Origin of the sequence: Neobacillus sp. GCM10027624 (assembly GCF_042675345.1) — a bacterium.
Taxonomy (GTDB): domain Bacteria; phylum Bacillota; class Bacilli; order Bacillales; family Cytobacillaceae; genus Neobacillus; species Neobacillus cucumis_D.
In genome coordinates, this window is sequence record NZ_JBHTHD010000013.1 from 138580 (window position 1) to 152638 (window position 14059).

General features: G+C 37.0%; 16 protein-coding genes. 9 read left to right on the top strand and 7 right to left on the bottom strand.

The window, feature by feature from the left end; translation table 11 throughout:
* Positions 1 to 491 precede the first annotated feature (491 nt).
* Both ACFQZ9_RS21705 and ACFQZ9_RS21710 read right to left on the bottom strand, forming a co-directional pair.
* Positions 492 to 833 carry a YqzG/YhdC family protein gene (locus tag ACFQZ9_RS21705; RefSeq protein ID WP_198311447.1) on the bottom strand — a complete coding sequence of 114 codons (342 nt, stop codon included), beginning with the start codon at positions 831 to 833 and terminating at the stop codon, positions 492 to 494.
* 162 nt (positions 834 to 995) lie between these two features.
* Entirely contained in the window at positions 996 to 1220 is a 225-nt protein-coding gene (locus tag ACFQZ9_RS21710) for a hypothetical protein (RefSeq protein ID WP_198311448.1), read from the bottom strand.
* A 599-nt stretch (positions 1221 to 1819) separates the two neighbouring features.
* Here ACFQZ9_RS21710 and ACFQZ9_RS21715 point away from each other — a divergent pair.
* The 3 genes from ACFQZ9_RS21715 to ACFQZ9_RS21725 all read left to right on the top strand — a co-directional run bounded on the left by ACFQZ9_RS21715 (position 1820) and on the right by ACFQZ9_RS21725 (position 3361).
* Entirely contained in the window at positions 1820 to 2059 is a 240-nt protein-coding gene (locus ACFQZ9_RS21715) for a hypothetical protein (RefSeq protein ID WP_498945353.1), read from the top strand.
* 88 nt (positions 2060 to 2147) lie between these two features.
* On the top strand, positions 2148 to 3047 hold the full coding sequence (locus ACFQZ9_RS21720) for a pentapeptide repeat-containing protein (protein ID WP_498945826.1): 900 nt from the start codon (positions 2148 to 2150) through the stop codon (positions 3045 to 3047).
* An 11-nt stretch (positions 3048 to 3058) separates the two neighbouring features.
* Positions 3059 to 3361 (top strand): hypothetical protein, encoded by a 303-nt coding sequence (locus ACFQZ9_RS21725; RefSeq protein ID WP_198311450.1) that lies wholly within the window; start codon positions 3059 to 3061, stop codon positions 3359 to 3361.
* Between the two features lie 64 nt (positions 3362 to 3425).
* Here the strand turns inward: ACFQZ9_RS21725 and ACFQZ9_RS21730 are convergent, their stop codons facing one another.
* On the bottom strand, positions 3426 to 4112 hold the full coding sequence (locus ACFQZ9_RS21730; RefSeq protein WP_498945354.1) for a class I SAM-dependent methyltransferase: 687 nt from the start codon (positions 4110 to 4112) through the stop codon (positions 3426 to 3428).
* 123 nt (positions 4113 to 4235) lie between these two features.
* On the opposite strand from ACFQZ9_RS21730, the gene ACFQZ9_RS21735 reads away from it, so the two are divergent.
* A complete protein-coding gene (locus ACFQZ9_RS21735; protein WP_498945356.1) occupies positions 4236 to 5153 on the top strand; it encodes a LysR family transcriptional regulator in 918 nt (305 codons plus the stop codon).
* Between the two features lie 73 nt (positions 5154 to 5226).
* On the opposite strand, the gene ACFQZ9_RS21740 is transcribed toward ACFQZ9_RS21735, so the two are convergent.
* Complete coding sequence (locus ACFQZ9_RS21740; protein WP_198311452.1) at positions 5227 to 5718, bottom strand: YozF family protein; 492 nt, start codon at positions 5716 to 5718, stop codon at positions 5227 to 5229.
* A 233-nt stretch (positions 5719 to 5951) separates the two neighbouring features.
* Here ACFQZ9_RS21740 and murG point away from each other — a divergent pair, with 233 nt between their 5' ends.
* From murG to ACFQZ9_RS21755, 3 genes are all read left to right on the top strand, one after another.
* Positions 5952 to 7019 carry an undecaprenyldiphospho-muramoylpentapeptide beta-N-acetylglucosaminyltransferase gene (gene murG, locus ACFQZ9_RS21745; RefSeq protein WP_498945357.1) on the top strand — a complete coding sequence of 356 codons (1068 nt, stop codon included), beginning with the start codon at positions 5952 to 5954 and terminating at the stop codon, positions 7017 to 7019.
* A gap of 150 nt (positions 7020 to 7169) precedes the next feature.
* Positions 7170 to 7352: a hypothetical protein gene (locus tag ACFQZ9_RS21750; protein ID WP_198311454.1), complete on the top strand. Its 183-nt coding sequence runs from the start codon at positions 7170 to 7172 to the stop codon at positions 7350 to 7352.
* Positions 7353 to 7831: 479 nt separating this feature from the next.
* Positions 7832 to 8323: an SRPBCC family protein gene (locus tag ACFQZ9_RS21755; RefSeq protein WP_498945358.1), complete on the top strand. Its 492-nt coding sequence runs from the start codon at positions 7832 to 7834 to the stop codon at positions 8321 to 8323.
* Between the two features lie 72 nt (positions 8324 to 8395).
* Here the strand turns inward: ACFQZ9_RS21755 and ACFQZ9_RS21760 are convergent, their stop codons facing one another.
* A complete protein-coding gene (locus ACFQZ9_RS21760) occupies positions 8396 to 9151 on the bottom strand; it encodes a hypothetical protein (RefSeq protein ID WP_498945359.1) in 756 nt (251 codons plus the stop codon).
* A gap of 369 nt (positions 9152 to 9520) precedes the next feature.
* On the opposite strand from ACFQZ9_RS21760, the gene ACFQZ9_RS21765 reads away from it, so the two are divergent.
* Complete coding sequence (locus ACFQZ9_RS21765) at positions 9521 to 10213, top strand: response regulator transcription factor (RefSeq protein WP_498945361.1); 693 nt, start codon at positions 9521 to 9523, stop codon at positions 10211 to 10213.
* Positions 10191 to 12434, top strand: a complete 2244-nt coding sequence (locus ACFQZ9_RS21770; RefSeq protein WP_498945362.1) for a sensor histidine kinase — start codon at positions 10191 to 10193, stop codon at positions 12432 to 12434. Before ACFQZ9_RS21765 ends, ACFQZ9_RS21770 begins: the two co-directional genes overlap by 23 nt.
* A 420-nt stretch (positions 12435 to 12854) precedes the next feature.
* Here ACFQZ9_RS21770 and ACFQZ9_RS21775 read toward each other — a convergent pair whose 3' ends face one another.
* Both ACFQZ9_RS21775 and ACFQZ9_RS21780 read right to left on the bottom strand, forming a co-directional pair.
* Entirely contained in the window at positions 12855 to 13760 is a 906-nt protein-coding gene (locus ACFQZ9_RS21775; RefSeq protein ID WP_498945364.1) for a hypothetical protein, read from the bottom strand.
* Positions 13761 to 13778: 18 nt separating this feature from the next.
* Positions 13779 to 13931 carry a hypothetical protein gene (locus tag ACFQZ9_RS21780; protein ID WP_198311460.1) on the bottom strand — a complete coding sequence of 51 codons (153 nt, stop codon included), beginning with the start codon at positions 13929 to 13931 and terminating at the stop codon, positions 13779 to 13781.
* Between the last annotated feature and the right edge of the window lie 128 nt (positions 13932 to 14059).

The window sequence follows — 14059 nt, forward strand, 5'->3', positions numbered from 1 at the left end:
TAAGGGTCAACAAACATAAAAAAGGGAAAAGAAAGACTGTTTCATTGCCCGATGGGGGTCAATAAACATAAAAAAGGGAAAAGAAAGACTGCTTCATTGCCCGATGAGGGTCAACAAACATGAAAAAGGGAAAAGAAAGACTGTTTCATTGCCCGATGGGGGTCAATAAACATAAAAAAGGGAAAAGAAAGACTGCTTCATTGCCCGATGAGGGTCAACAAACATGAAAAAGGGAAAAGAAAGACTGTTTCATTGCCCGATGGGGGTCAACAAACATAAAAAAGGGAAAAGAAAGACTGCTTCATTGCCCGATGAGGGTTAGTAAATATAAAAAGGGGAAAAGAAAAGTTGTTTCATTGCCTGATGAGGAAGCCGTTCTTCCAAAAATGAACAAGTAAAAAGATTGAAAGTTAATTGGATCAAATAACGGAACAAAAATAGTTTAACTTACCAGAACTCGACTGAGATAGTCGAGTCATTAAAATTCCCCATTATTTAGGTGTCTCTTTTAAAGTAACCTTCTTTACTTGCTCCGTTTTGTTGTTAAACTCAATATCGATAAAAACCCCAAATTCCTTTCCGTTTTCTTTTAACCAAAGCTTGAATTTTTCCGTAGAAGTTGTAGGGCCGCTGATTCTGCCAATATGAAGATAGTCAATAATTTGTGCTTTCGGATACTTTTCTTTTGTTTTCTTCATCGCAAAAACTCCCCACTTCGCATAGGGAGGAATAGGCTTCCGTTGTGAGTATGCTGTATTCATTAAATTTCTTGGGGCAATGATTTCCGAACAAAAAACAACTGACAAGGCCAAACTAATAAGTAGCTTTTTCAAGGATTTTCCCTCTTTTGTTTTTAATCTTATTTTTCCACAAGAAGTAAAAACTTATGTAAATCGCAGCGATTTAGTATAGAGTTTTGACTCAGGATGCTTAAACAGTATTTGCTGCGGTAAATTGAAAGAGCACACAAAACATGTGTGCTCTAAGGTTTTCCGTTATCTTTTTTTCTTTTTAGAATTATCTACAGCTGCCGCCTGCTTATTTTTATTAACGGCTTCCAGCACAATTTGCACTTGGAATTTTTGCTCATCCACGCTAGTAACACTCGAAACCTTTCCTTTACGACCTTTAATTTTTAAATCCTCGCCTACCGATGGAACACGCTGAAGAAGCTGAGTTAATAAAAGATTTTTGTTATCGAAAAAATAAACAACAAACATTTTACTCTCTCCTATTTCATATGATTTTGGGTATTCTTCCTATAAAATATTTGAGAAAGATTCAATTTAGACCATATTTTAAAATGAGCTTTAATTTTATTATGGAATGGATGAGAAATAATAAAGAGCCTGAGGATGACCTCAAGCTCTTATTTCAACCCTATTTTATATTAAAACCACAATCTTTTATTATAATCATAATCGGGGATATCGAAATTCTCTTCAATTTCTTTATTTGGGATGTTTTCCTCACAAGGTTCTTCAGACTGATTGTATACACGTAGTTCAAATAAAAGTTCCATTGTTTCTATCCCCTCTCCTATTTCTTACTTTTATTTTAATGGAAGCGGTTCCATTTGTCAGGTGGTTTTTACTGGAAAATGGGAAATGGTATTTTTGTCTCAGTTCATTAATTTTTTTTATCATTAGAAGTAGAGACAAAAATAGGGTTAATCATTAATTAAAAAGGACCATTTCAAAGTGGTTCTTTTTTAAACCCATTTTTTGTTAAAATGGAGGATAAAATTGGAATAGTGTCGAATATAAGTTTACTAGAATAATTTTTGATTCGTGTTTAATTAGGAAAGGAGCTAGATCAAATGGGTAGTAAATACTCATTAGGAGCCTGTTTTATAATTATCGGTTTAGCTTTTATGTTGTATAGTCCAAGCATCGCAGAGGAATGGACTGATTATATTAAATATACAGGGGATGGAACTTTTTATTATTATGATTATATGTCGCGTTCAATTGTCATCACCTTAATAGGTTTTAGTGTTCAATTAACCGGCATATTAGTTATATTGTTTTCGTATTTTTCAAAAAGATCAAGGCGTTAAAAATTGTAGGACAAACTTTTGAAATAAATAGTATGATTAGGTGGATGGCGATGTATTAGAAATTAAGAATACCTTTAAGGAAGTGCATATTTTGTCTAAGAATCAACGTCAATTAAGTAAACACAGCATTAGCCCAGAAAGTCTCCATTCTGACTGCGAGAATTGTTTTGGTTTGTGCTGTGTTGCTTTGCCGTTCGCAGCCTCAGCAGACTTTGCCAAAGGAAAAGAGGGTGGCAGTCCGTGCCCGAATCTTCAGGCGGATTTTCGCTGTGGTATCCATAAAGATCTAAGGAAAAAGGGCTTTAAAGGCTGCACGGTATATGAATGCTTTGGCGCGGGTCAAAAAGTTTCTCAAATTACTTTTGAAGGGAACGACTGGCTCGAGAATCCACAATCTGCGAAACAAATGTTTGACGTATTTCCAGTGATGCAGCAGCTTCATGAGATGCTCTTGTATTTAAATGAAGCATTGATATTAAAGGAAACTCATTCCATCCACAAAGAGCTCAAATCCATGGTAGGGAAGACAGAACAACTTACCTTTCTTAGTCCCGAGTCTCTTATGGAACTAGACCTGTCGGGACATCGGGCAGATGTAAATGTATTGCTCCTTAAGACTAGTGAACTAGTTCGTGTTGAGTGGGAGAGCAAGAATAAGGGTGCGAAAAACTCTCGAAAAACCTATGAACGGGGAGCCAATTTGTTTGGTGCAAATCTTCAGAAAGCCAATCTTCAAGGGGTAAATTTAAGGGGGGCATACCTCATTGCTGCTAATCTTAAAGACGCCGACTTAAGAGGTGCAGATGTAATTGGGGCGGACTTTCGCGATGCAAATCTTAGTGGTGCTAACTTAACCGGAACTATATTTCTCACACAGGCTCAAATTAACTCGGCAAAGGGCGATGCTAATACAAAACTACCACCTGTGCTTACTCGGCCGGCCCACTGGTCTACATCTGAAAATAAAAAAGAGAAAGAGATTATTTAAGGGAGTATACAATGCCGATTTATTATTTTACTTTTGACGCCATACCCTTAGCAGAAAATCCCGAAAAAAAGGATTGTGCCGGTGCAGTTGTCTGTTGCTGGGTGGATTCAATTGATGTTAACTTCGCATTAGCAAAAGCAAAAAACTACATAACTAATGAAGGCTGGGAAGTAATTACGGTTGAGGAGCAGTTTATCGCTACCCGTGAACAGTATGAAGATGATCCTGAAAATGAGGATGCACTTGAGTGTTACGATGAAGCAGCTAGCGAGGGTGTTTCTGCTATTTTTTATATTTGGCCATATGATGATTAAACTAAAACGTATAGGGCACCAAGAGATTGATGACTTGGTGCACCTCGGTTTTTTAGTAAAATAGTTAAAGCTTTCTACCAAATAAAACGACAAAATTATAGTATTTATAGATGCAATCAACATCTTGAAAACCGCTTGCTTTCAACCAATTGATTTGGTCCCCAAGTGTAGCCATTTTATCAAGCTTTGTTCGGTCATAAGCAGCCTCAATTTCCTGCAGTGTTAAACCGCCTTTTTCAATTTTGGTTTTCCAGTCATTTTTGTATAGCGCCTCAATAAATGGTGTATTCCCAAGCACTTGATCCGCGTTTATGAAAATCCCTCCCTCTTTTAGCAAAAAGAAAATTCTTTCATATAATTTTTGTTTCTCTTCATCTGATAGATGGTGGATGGAAAGGGATGAGATTACAACATCAAACTTCTCTTCGAACCTATAGTTAGTATAATCTGCAACAATGTAGCGGATATCCTGGTGTTCGCTGAATCGCTCCCTTGAAACATCCATCATTTTTTCTGATAAATCAATTAATGTCATGCGGGCATTTGGATATTTTTCTTTTAGAAAAAATGAAAATAGTCCTGTTCCTGCACCAATATCCAGAACGGATGGGGCTTCAGTTTTAGTATGAATGATTGAAACCGGAATAGAGTAGAAATCATCAAAACATGGAATTAACTTTCTTCTTTGATGATCATAATTCGGTGCATTTTCGTCAAATTTTCTTTTAATCCTATTTGTTGTCTCGTTCAATCTAATCAGCCCCTTTTGAATATAACTTAATATGAATTATAAAAGAGTTCCTATATAATGAAAATTAACAAATTTTAATAAAATTAATAACCATTGGTTATTAATAAAAGGACTGTAAACGAAATGGATATAAAGTGGTTAAAAACATTTATCATAGCGGCTAAATATGAAAATTTCCGTAAAGCAGCGGAGGAATTATTTTTGACACAACCAGCTGTTACGAAGCACATAAAGAGGTTAGAGGAGTATTTGCACATTTCTTTATTTGAACGGACAGGGAAAAATGTCTCTCTTACCCCGGCTGGTTCGAGGTTCCTCTCGTCTGCCCTCAAAATTTTGAATAGATATGACGATGAGATGGAGGAATTCGAAGGATGGAAGCAAGGCTATAATCGTAAACTGACGATTGCGGTGGCCCCTCAAATTGCTGCATCTGTTCTTCCAACATTTTTGCAAATTTTTATAGAACAACACCCGGATATAGAGGTGATCATCAATGTTGTTCGTTCTTTTGAGATTGGTGAAGATATAAGCCTTGGCAAAGCCGACATTGGGTTATCCAGGATGAAACCGATTCAAACAGATCTGTTTTGTGAAATTATTCATCGTGATCCAGTAATTATGGTGGCTCCAAATCTAGAGGAAAAAGAACAGGAACAAACGCATATAAATGAGGTGAACGTTCTTCAGCGATTCAGGTTATTAACCGATAACCATCCAGCCTATTGGGACACGTTACTGTCAGAGATTAAAAGATACTATCCAAGAATTCGGACAATCCCCGTTACTCAAATGGAAATTACCAAGCGGTTTATCGAAACAGGACTGGGTATTTCTTATTTACCGTTATCGATTGTTCAGGAAGAATTAAAAAATGGGAAAATGGTTGAGATAAAACCGGATAAAATCGATCTTCCTGTTTCTTTTACCTATGTTGTTAAGAAACAAGAGACTCCGGAAGCAGAGGGATTTATCTCCTCACTTAGGTACTGGATGAAGGAATTCGAGAAAAATAGAGAAGTTATACGGATGGAAAATTAAAGGAGTTAGATGGAGAATGAATCCAAACGAAAAAGGGGTATTAAAAGGCATCGGGCAATGCGCGATGCCTATTTTACTCAACGGCGAAGGTGAAGGTTTCTTTTAATGGCCTGCCTTTTTGGCCCTTTTGTGTCCAAATAACCTCTACCTCTAGTTCTGTCGCTTTATTAGCCAAAGGGAAATTTTTAAAGCGAAAAGGTTTACCCTTATTCAATTGTTTGGCTAAAGAGAGTGCGTGCTCAAAGCGGCCTTCCGTACAATCATCCCCATCAGGACATCCAAAAAGAGAAAACTTTGTAGTGGAATTTGGTTCATTTCGATACATAAACACTTCTACTGAATTTACCTTTTTCCCAATGTTATGGACCTCTAAAGAGTAGGTATTAAACTTTCCTTTTTCAGATTTAGCTAATCCTTTGCCATGCCCGGGTTCTGCAACTTCCACGGACCATTGCTTCGATGAATGTTTGATGGGTAATTTATTAAAGCTGAGCGCCTCTGTCTCTAAAGCGATTGAGATCAGAAATAAAAGTATTAACGCAAAGGTGGTAAGTTTCGTTTTCATATTTCAAATTCCCCCAACATTTAGTCAGTCGGGATTATTTTTCCCAAAATAGAATGGAATATGAAATGTTTATTGTTGATAGAAGAGAGGATAACCAAGAATAATGTTTGGATTTGATTTATCTATAAACTTTGGTTTCCATTTATGATAAACTATTCAATTCAAGCAGTGGCATTGTAGGTTTATGTTCCCATATAATCAATACTAAAAATGCTTTGTTATCAGGAGGAATTATGTCAAAAAAGACGATTGTGTTTACTGGCGGAGGCTCAGCCGGCCACGTAACACCTAATATTGCCATCATTAAGGAGATTGTTCATGACTGGAATATTCAATATATTGGTTCAAAAAACGGGATTGAAAAAGAGTTAATCTCAAAAATCAATATCCCTTATCATGGAATAAGCAGCGGGAAGCTAAGAAGATACATAGATGTTGAAAATGTAATAGATATTTTTCGGGTATTAAAAGGCTGTCTCGATGCGAGGAAGGCTTTGAAAAAGATAAAACCGAATCTTGTTTTTTCTAAAGGCGGGTTTGTATCCGTGCCGGTCATCATCGCTGCTAGGTCATTAAAAATCCCAATTTTTATTCATGAAAGTGATATTACCCCAGGCTTGGCCAATAAGATTTCACAAAGGTTTGCGACCAAAATTTTTACTTCGTTTGATGAGACCAAAAAGTATTTTCCGGCACAAAAGACCTTCGTGATTGGGTCGCCGATTCGAAGAGAGATTTTTAAAGGTTCGGAGGAAAAGGGCAGAAGGTTTCTCGAATTTCATGATAACCGGCCGATTTTGACGATTATGGGTGGAAGTTTGGGAGCGAAAAAAATTAATGAGGCTGTAAGAGGGGCTCTAAAAAAACTTGCTGCTGAGTATCAAATTGTGCATTTATGTGGCAAAAATAATATGGATCCGAGTTATTCAAATGTGCCAGGGTATAAGCAATTTGAATATATTCATGATGAGCTGCCCGATATTTTAGCAGCTACGGATTTAGTTATAACTAGAGGTGGTTCCAATTCCATCTTTGAATTTCTAGCTTTAAAAATCCCAATGCTTATTATCCCCTTAGGTTTGGAACAAAGCCGCGGGGATCAAATTTTAAATGCTAAAGCCTTCAAAGAAGAAGGGTACTCTTTAACGTTACAGGAAGAAAACTTAACGATCGAAACTTTAGTTGAGCAGTTGGAGACTTTGCAGAAAAAAAGTGGAGAGATCCGCAGGAATATGGAACAGTCAAAAATGGGGGATGCTTTGCAGACTCTTGTGAACGAAATTAACGGACTAAGCTCATGAAAAATGTAGGCGATTCTTCGATTGTGGAGGATCGCTTTTTTTATGGGGAATTTGGGACTTCAAGAATAATACAAATTGTAGTTAATAAAGTGTTATATAAAGGACTAGCTGTCTGGATGAGTGGTTTTGCTTTGAAAGGAGCTCGTTGAAGTGAAAAGAGAAAATAATGCGGCTCTAATCGTATTTTTGGGTATCGTCTTATTCATTTATATGGTCGTAAATGCGTTCCGCCATATTACGGTCTACGTTGTTTTTAGTTCCGGGCTAACTCCTTTTATCATTATGGCAGTATTAATTTTGGCGATTGTTATATTAATTCTTAAAAGCATATAAGGTTCATTTTTTAATCTCTATGGCGATACCTAAAAAAAGGGTATCGTTTTTTCTGTTGGGCGGGAATTCTACTATCTGTTCATATGGGATTTGTTATCGAATTAAGAATTATTTTTTTAAACTATTTTCGAAAAGGTACGAATGGCCCGAAATATGGAAACATAGGTGGATACCCATGAAGGGCGGGTAGAATGTGAATAGTGTTCTGACCAAACTGAATACTATGATGGTGTATGATTTGATTCCAAGGTCCAAACATTGGGGCAGAATAACCTAAATAAATAGGCGCACCTGATCCGGTAATAATCGTATGCATGTCATCACCAACTTATTTTTTACATATTACGTTCGAATTTAAAAAAGGAGCTAGTCTTAAATTATAGATGGATTGAGGTAGAAATTCGCTTATAAAAAAATGCGGACAAGAGGGAAAAATGGTATTTTTAAAATAGATTTCGATTATCGAGGAGGTTTATGAAATGATCGCGGAAATGACAAAAACCGGAAATGGAGCAATTGCACGGTATGAACGGCACTGGAAGTACCCTGTACAAGAAGTTTGGGCGTGGTTGACAGAGAACGATAAACTTTCTAACTGGTTTTCAGAACTCCAAGTTGAGGAGCTCCGTGAAGGCGGGGCGATAATCTTCCAAATGCCCGATGGTACTTCTGATAAGCTGACGATAACTGAATTGAAAATGTATTCTGTTTTAGAGTTTACCTGGTGGGAGAACACGATGCGCTTTGAATTGAGTCCGGAATCAGAGGGTTGCAGGTTGGTGTTGACGGAGAAATTAAAAGAAATCACTGACCATACGCCCAAGGATCTTGCCGGCTGGCATATGTGTTTGGAGGTAATTCTGGCATTGTTGGAGGGAAGAACAATCGAATCAAGAGTTGAGGAATGGAAGATCTGGTATGAAAAATACATACATGCTGTAAAGGAATTTACTTTAGCCAATGCTGATTAAAGCGTAATTTGGTGTGATGAAGGACAAATTACAGTTAGGTGAATGTGAAAATGTCCTTCATCTATCCCTCTGCTATGAAGTCGGAAACATTGATTCCACTACATCAATTAGCTCTTTTTCCGTCGGTTGATAGAGCTTCTTTTCACCCTCTAGCTTCACAGTATATTGAATATCATCATACAGAAAAGTAACCTCATATCCAGCTGGAATCTCTTTAATAAAGGCCTCTTGCCCATTCTTTAGTACAAGAGCACGATAATCTTTTATTGCACCCAACTTTCCTAAATGAGGCGTTGCCTGAATGGATAGTTTACCGTTTTTATTTCGATATAACCAAATCGCCTCATTGTAGATCACATTGCCTTGAATATGAGTCACTTTAAAAGGAAAATAAGCAGGGACGAGCAACTGCTTATTATATTTCTCTTGGTATTCCTTGATTGGTTCATTCATAAATGGGTTTGAAAGGTCAGAAAGCACTTTGATCCTAGAAATTTTGTTGTTTTCGACGTAAACCTCCCAAATAAAAGCTATTCTTTCAGTAAATGACTGGTTATCAAAGTATTCCCGTTCAAAACGTGCTAAAAGGATTCTCGCATTTTTATGAGGAGAAGGCAGTGTTTCAATTCCTTGAATCGGTGTGTTTTCACGAATTTCAGGGATTTTAACCGACGGCTTAATCAACTTCCTAGCCAATCTTTCATCTTTTTTCATAATCGCAATTGCGAAATCATGAAGGACAGTCTGCGAAAGATCCGGAGACTTTGCCTTTAATGAAATAGGTGCCATCAACATTATCAAAAGAAATACAATGAATGCTTTTTTCATAATCATCACCTATCATTAAATTCCCATTTCAATAACGGAAATATTCTAGACTGTAAATGGAATTCTATTTTTTAAAATAACCGCTCAATCAGTACCCAAACTGGACCTTTAACTTGGAATAGAATGTGTAGGAATTTCTCCATTTATGACACCTCCATAGTTTGTTATAAGTCTCTCCATCAAAGAGACTTTTTATTTTTACAAAGAAAGATTAATCTCCACTCAATTTTTCCCGAATTCCCCCTCCTATCAAACTTCTAGTATAAAATAATCTTAAGAAATTCTTAAGAATTATCCAAAATGAATGTTAAGATTTTCCGTTTATTATATAAGTAATGAAAAAATTGGTAGATAGAAAGAAGGGGAAACATGGATCCATATTATGTTTTAGTGGTTGATGACGAAAAAGAAATCCGGGATGTCATCGAGATCTATTTGAAAAATGAAGGTGTTACGGTATTAAAAGCGAAGGATGGGCTCGAAGCATTGGAAATCCTCAATGAACATCCGGTACATCTGATTATTCTTGATGTGATGATGCCGAAGCTCGATGGGATTGCAGCCACCTATAAAATTCGCGAATCAAAAAACATTCCCATCATTATTTTGAGTGCGAAAAGCGAGGATACCGATAAAATTTTAGGCCTTCAGGTTGGGGCAGATGACTACGTCACAAAGCCATTCAATCCGATGGAACTTGTGGCCCGCGTGAAATCACAGCTCAGGCGGTTTGTGACCCTGGGTACATACGATGGGATTAAAAAGATAATTGATCTTAATGGGTTGATTTTAGACCAGGCGGCAAAAGAAGTAACAGTCCACGGAGAGCCGATAAAGTTAACACCAATTGAATATAAAATTGTGGAACTTCTAATGACAAATGCAGGCCGGGTGTTTTCTATCGATGAAATCTATGAACGGGTCTGGAAGGAACCGGGGTATAACGCGGAAAATACGGTTGCAGTTCACATTCGGAAAATTCGCGAGAAGATTGAAATTGATCCAAAAAATCCAAGATTTTTGAAGGTGGTGTGGGGTATTGGGTATAAAATGGAAAAATAAGCTCCTTATTGGCATCTGGGTTTTACTAATAACGTTTGGCCTAAGTGGAATCATTACTGTTTTTACTTCCGGAGAACGCCTCCTTACCCGCAACTATTTCCACACGCAGGAATTTCAAAGCTATATGGACCAATTCCCCGGATATTTTATCATGTTTGAGCTAACGAATATCCCCTTGGAGGAAGCGAAAAAAACGATTAAGGTTACAAAGGACGACATCAATGAGTATCGCTATCGGTACGGAAGTCTATCTGAGCAGGAAAATAACATTAAAGAGCAATACGAGCAACGAATCTTAGAAGCAAAGGCTAAAGAGGATCAAGTGACGGTGGATTCATTGACTGCGGAAAGAGATCAAAAGATCAAGGATATCACCAATACTTTTAATAGTGACAAGTATGTCCAACAAAAGATTGTGAAGGAAAAAGAAAAGAAAATCGAAAAGTACTTTAAAGAAAGAGAGAATTATCGCGAAGAATTTCAGCGCTATAAGGATGCATTTCTATACTATTATCAGGACAAGTCCACCGGAAAAGTCTACACAAATCTTCAACTGTCAGATGGAAAAACGGCAAAAGATGTAATGAACTCTAAACATATGCTGTTTTATACAAATCATTATCTTCAGCAAGATGATTTCATGTATTTTGGCCCCGGAGATTATGATGTTATTAATGCCATGATTTCCAAATCAATGGAAACGTCAGGGGTACAACTCGGAGTGCCTAAGTCACTGTCCTCTGATAATTGGTTAATGTCGGAAGCAGAAAATTATAAAAAACAGCGAAACTTGTTATGGATTTACGTTGTATCAGGTATGATTGCCCTTCTTGTTGGCTTCTTAATCCGGAAAAATTCGAAAGGGATTCCAGCAGAAATCGAAAAATGGAAGCGATATTATAATTGGCTCCCCATTGATGTACGGGGCATTCTATTTATTCTATCAGGGCTAGGCTTCGCCTTTGGTTTATTCGCAGCGAACAATCAGGTCATTTATTTTTATGAAAATCCTTTTGTTACCGGTAAGGATTTCGTTATTTTTCTTTTCATTGGACTGATTTTTGGAGCAATTACCTTTATCCAATGGAATTACCTCTATGTAATCAAAAAAGACTGGAAAACAATTAAAACCCAATGGGAAAAAGCTTTAGTTTTTAAATCAGGAAAAAATACAAAACTTCTTTTTAAGAAAGCAGTGGTCAAATTAAAAGAGGCCTTTTTAAATCAAACAGCTGCCACTCAATTGTTTATTCTATTGGGCGCGGCATATAGCTTAGGATTAGTAGCCGTTTTAGTTGTTGTGCAGCCAGTATTTCTTCCTTTTTATTTAATCTTGATTGGGCTTGCAGCAATTCCGATCGTAATCATGCTGGTCAATCGAATGGCGTACCTCAACAAGATTGTTGAAAAAACGAATGAGCTTGCTGCAGGAAAAATGGGGCAGGATTTGGAAGTATCAGGGAAGTCTGTTTTTGCAAAGCTTGCTGGCAATATCAATGTGTTAAAGCAAGGGGTAAAAACCTCACAAAATGCCCAGGCCAAGAGCGAACGCCTGAAAACGGAGTTGATTACCAATGTCAGTCATGATCTAAGAACGCCGCTGACATCTATCATTACCTATACTCAGCTGTTAAAAACTGACGAGGTATCAACAGAGGAACGAACTGCTTATCTTGAAATTATTGATCGGAAATCCAAGCGGTTAAAGGTGTTAATAGATGATTTGTTTGAAGTATCGAAAATGGCAAGCGGCAATATTGAATTGAAAAAGGAAAAGGTGGATCTCGTCCAACTATTGCAGCAGGCGCTGGGAGAATATGATGTTATGATCAATGAATCCAGCCTGCAATTCCGAGTTACGAACACAGAGAAGCCAATTAACGCGATTGTCGATGGACAAAAGCTTTGGCGTGTGTTTGATAACTTAATAGGCAATATCCTGAAATATTCAATGGAGAATTCCCGTGTGTATATAACGATATCCAAATTGAACGGTCAAGCGATGATTACTTTTAAAAATGTTTCCAAATATGAATTGAATGATAATAGTGATGAGCTATTTGAGCGGTTTAAGCGTGGCGATACCTCACGCCATACAGATGGATCCGGTCTTGGTCTTGCGATTGCTAAATCCATCATTGACCTCCACGAAGGCAGCCTTGAGATCGAGACGGATGGCGATTTGTTTAAGGTGAGTATTTCATTATGGATCTCGGAATAGTTTGGTGAAATGGGCACTGGTTACGGCCGTTTTTAATGCTGTAATCATGTCCATTTTTATTTTAGGAGGGGATATCCAGATTGGTAATTTTTTTTGATTGGCTGGCTTGGATATACTGTGATGAACCAATAAGAGTAGAATTTTTAAGAAGATGGTGAGGATATCAACACTTTTTGGCGGGATATCGACACTTTTTTAAGATATATCAACACTTTTTAGAAGGATATCAACACAAAATTAAGATATATCAACACTTTTTTAAGGATATCAACAATTTTGACCGTCAAAAGGCGGGCATGCTTATTTCAACCATCGCCTCGTCGATACTAAAAAATGAATCATAGAGAGCAAGGAGAAAAGAATTAGGGACATCTACGGCAGAGGGGGCCAGATGATCAATCAGGCCCCTAGTTATTTTAGCTAAAAATTTATCGTGAATGTCTTTGGTTTGGCTAAAAGATGGTGGGAATCCCCATCAAGAAGGTCATCCGTTGTAAACGAAAAAGATGTTATTTTACGGATGGAGGAATCCGACTCATTCAATAGGCCAATTGTTCCTTTTCGGGATTCGCCGGGCCTGTAATCCACTCTGCTGACACTTTTGGCGCCTATTAACGTATCATCGGACAGGATAAAGTTTTCTTCCGGCACTTTATAAGACCATTTATGGTTTAATTTAACATTTTCTATGCTAAAAAATTGAAGTTCTTTTGAGCCAGTATTTTTAACAGAATAAGTAATCTCTAAATAAGTAGTATTATTGCCGATTTCTGTCCGTGAAAGCTCGACACGGTCTTGTATTTCTTCATTACTTAGATTTTTTTCCGTAAATAATTGATAAGCCTCTTCATTACTTAAACCGGTATATCCTCGTAAAAATTCTTTAGTTTGTTTGGTTAGGTTTGATAGTCTGATTATTTTTACGTCATTTACCTTAATCACCATCGGGGAAACCGTAAATGTATTGTTTACTTTTATTCTATCTACTAGAGTTAATGTCCCCCAGTTTTTTTGCCGGACTTTTTGTCCAATTTCCTTTAGATGGCTTCCGCCATTATATTCCACGACAGGTATGTATTCTTTCTTTTTCACAACTGAGTGCTTATTCTTCTGCGGTGGTGTTTGAACCGGTTTATGGAGATGATAAAATATAAAGAAACCGATGAATAAAAGACATATGATTCCAACTGTGAAGGTTTTCCGTGAATAGATTAAAATAAGTCTTCCCGTCCCTTTTAAAGTAATATGAATAAATGCAGTAACGATTAATAGATCATCCAAATAATATAGGTATATTTGAAAAATAACAAGAAAAAGCAACCCCATTTGGTTGCTTTTGTCTTGTTATTCGTGTTTTTCTTCAATCTTTGACTCGAGATTTGTTCCCTGAATTGCTTCTGTGATTTTATGCTTATTCTCCATCTGCTCTTCATCGGTTCGTGTTTCCCAAATACTATATTTAATGTTATTTGGAGAATTTTTATTTTCACTTGGCATGGATTCCACCTCCACTAAATAGGGTTTCTATTCCTTATAGAACTATTCACTCTGTGGAATGCTCAATTGATAAATAAATCCAAAAACTGTTATTGGATCATTTTGTAAACATATTCGGTGTAAGTTAT

Bases quoted from the DNA above. Each gene is read 5' to 3' on its own strand.
- ACFQZ9_RS21760 (WP_498945359.1), bottom strand. From the start codon at position 9,151: ATGAAAAAAGCATTCATTGTATTTCTTTTGATAATGTTGATGGCACCT.
- ACFQZ9_RS21710 (WP_198311448.1), bottom strand. From the start codon at position 1,220: ATGTTTGTTGTTTATTTTTTCGATAACAAAAATCTTTTATTAACTCAG.
- ACFQZ9_RS21725 (WP_198311450.1), top strand. From the start codon at position 3,059: ATGCCGATTTATTATTTTACTTTTGACGCCATACCCTTAGCAGAAAAT.
- ACFQZ9_RS21765 (WP_498945361.1), top strand. From the start codon at position 9,521: ATGGATCCATATTATGTTTTAGTGGTTGATGACGAAAAAGAAATCCGG.
- ACFQZ9_RS21775 (WP_498945364.1), bottom strand. From the start codon at position 13,760: ATGGGGTTGCTTTTTCTTGTTATTTTTCAAATATACCTATATTATTTG.
- murG (WP_498945357.1), top strand. From the start codon at position 5,952: ATGTCAAAAAAGACGATTGTGTTTACTGGCGGAGGCTCAGCCGGCCAC.
- ACFQZ9_RS21755 (WP_498945358.1), top strand. From the start codon at position 7,832: ATGATCGCGGAAATGACAAAAACCGGAAATGGAGCAATTGCACGGTAT.
- ACFQZ9_RS21740 (WP_198311452.1), bottom strand. From the start codon at position 5,718: ATGAAAACGAAACTTACCACCTTTGCGTTAATACTTTTATTTCTGATC.
- ACFQZ9_RS21715 (WP_498945353.1), top strand. From the start codon at position 1,820: ATGGGTAGTAAATACTCATTAGGAGCCTGTTTTATAATTATCGGTTTA.
- ACFQZ9_RS21780 (WP_198311460.1), bottom strand. From the start codon at position 13,931: ATGCCAAGTGAAAATAAAAATTCTCCAAATAACATTAAATATAGTATT.
- ACFQZ9_RS21735 (WP_498945356.1), top strand. From the start codon at position 4,236: ATGGATATAAAGTGGTTAAAAACATTTATCATAGCGGCTAAATATGAA.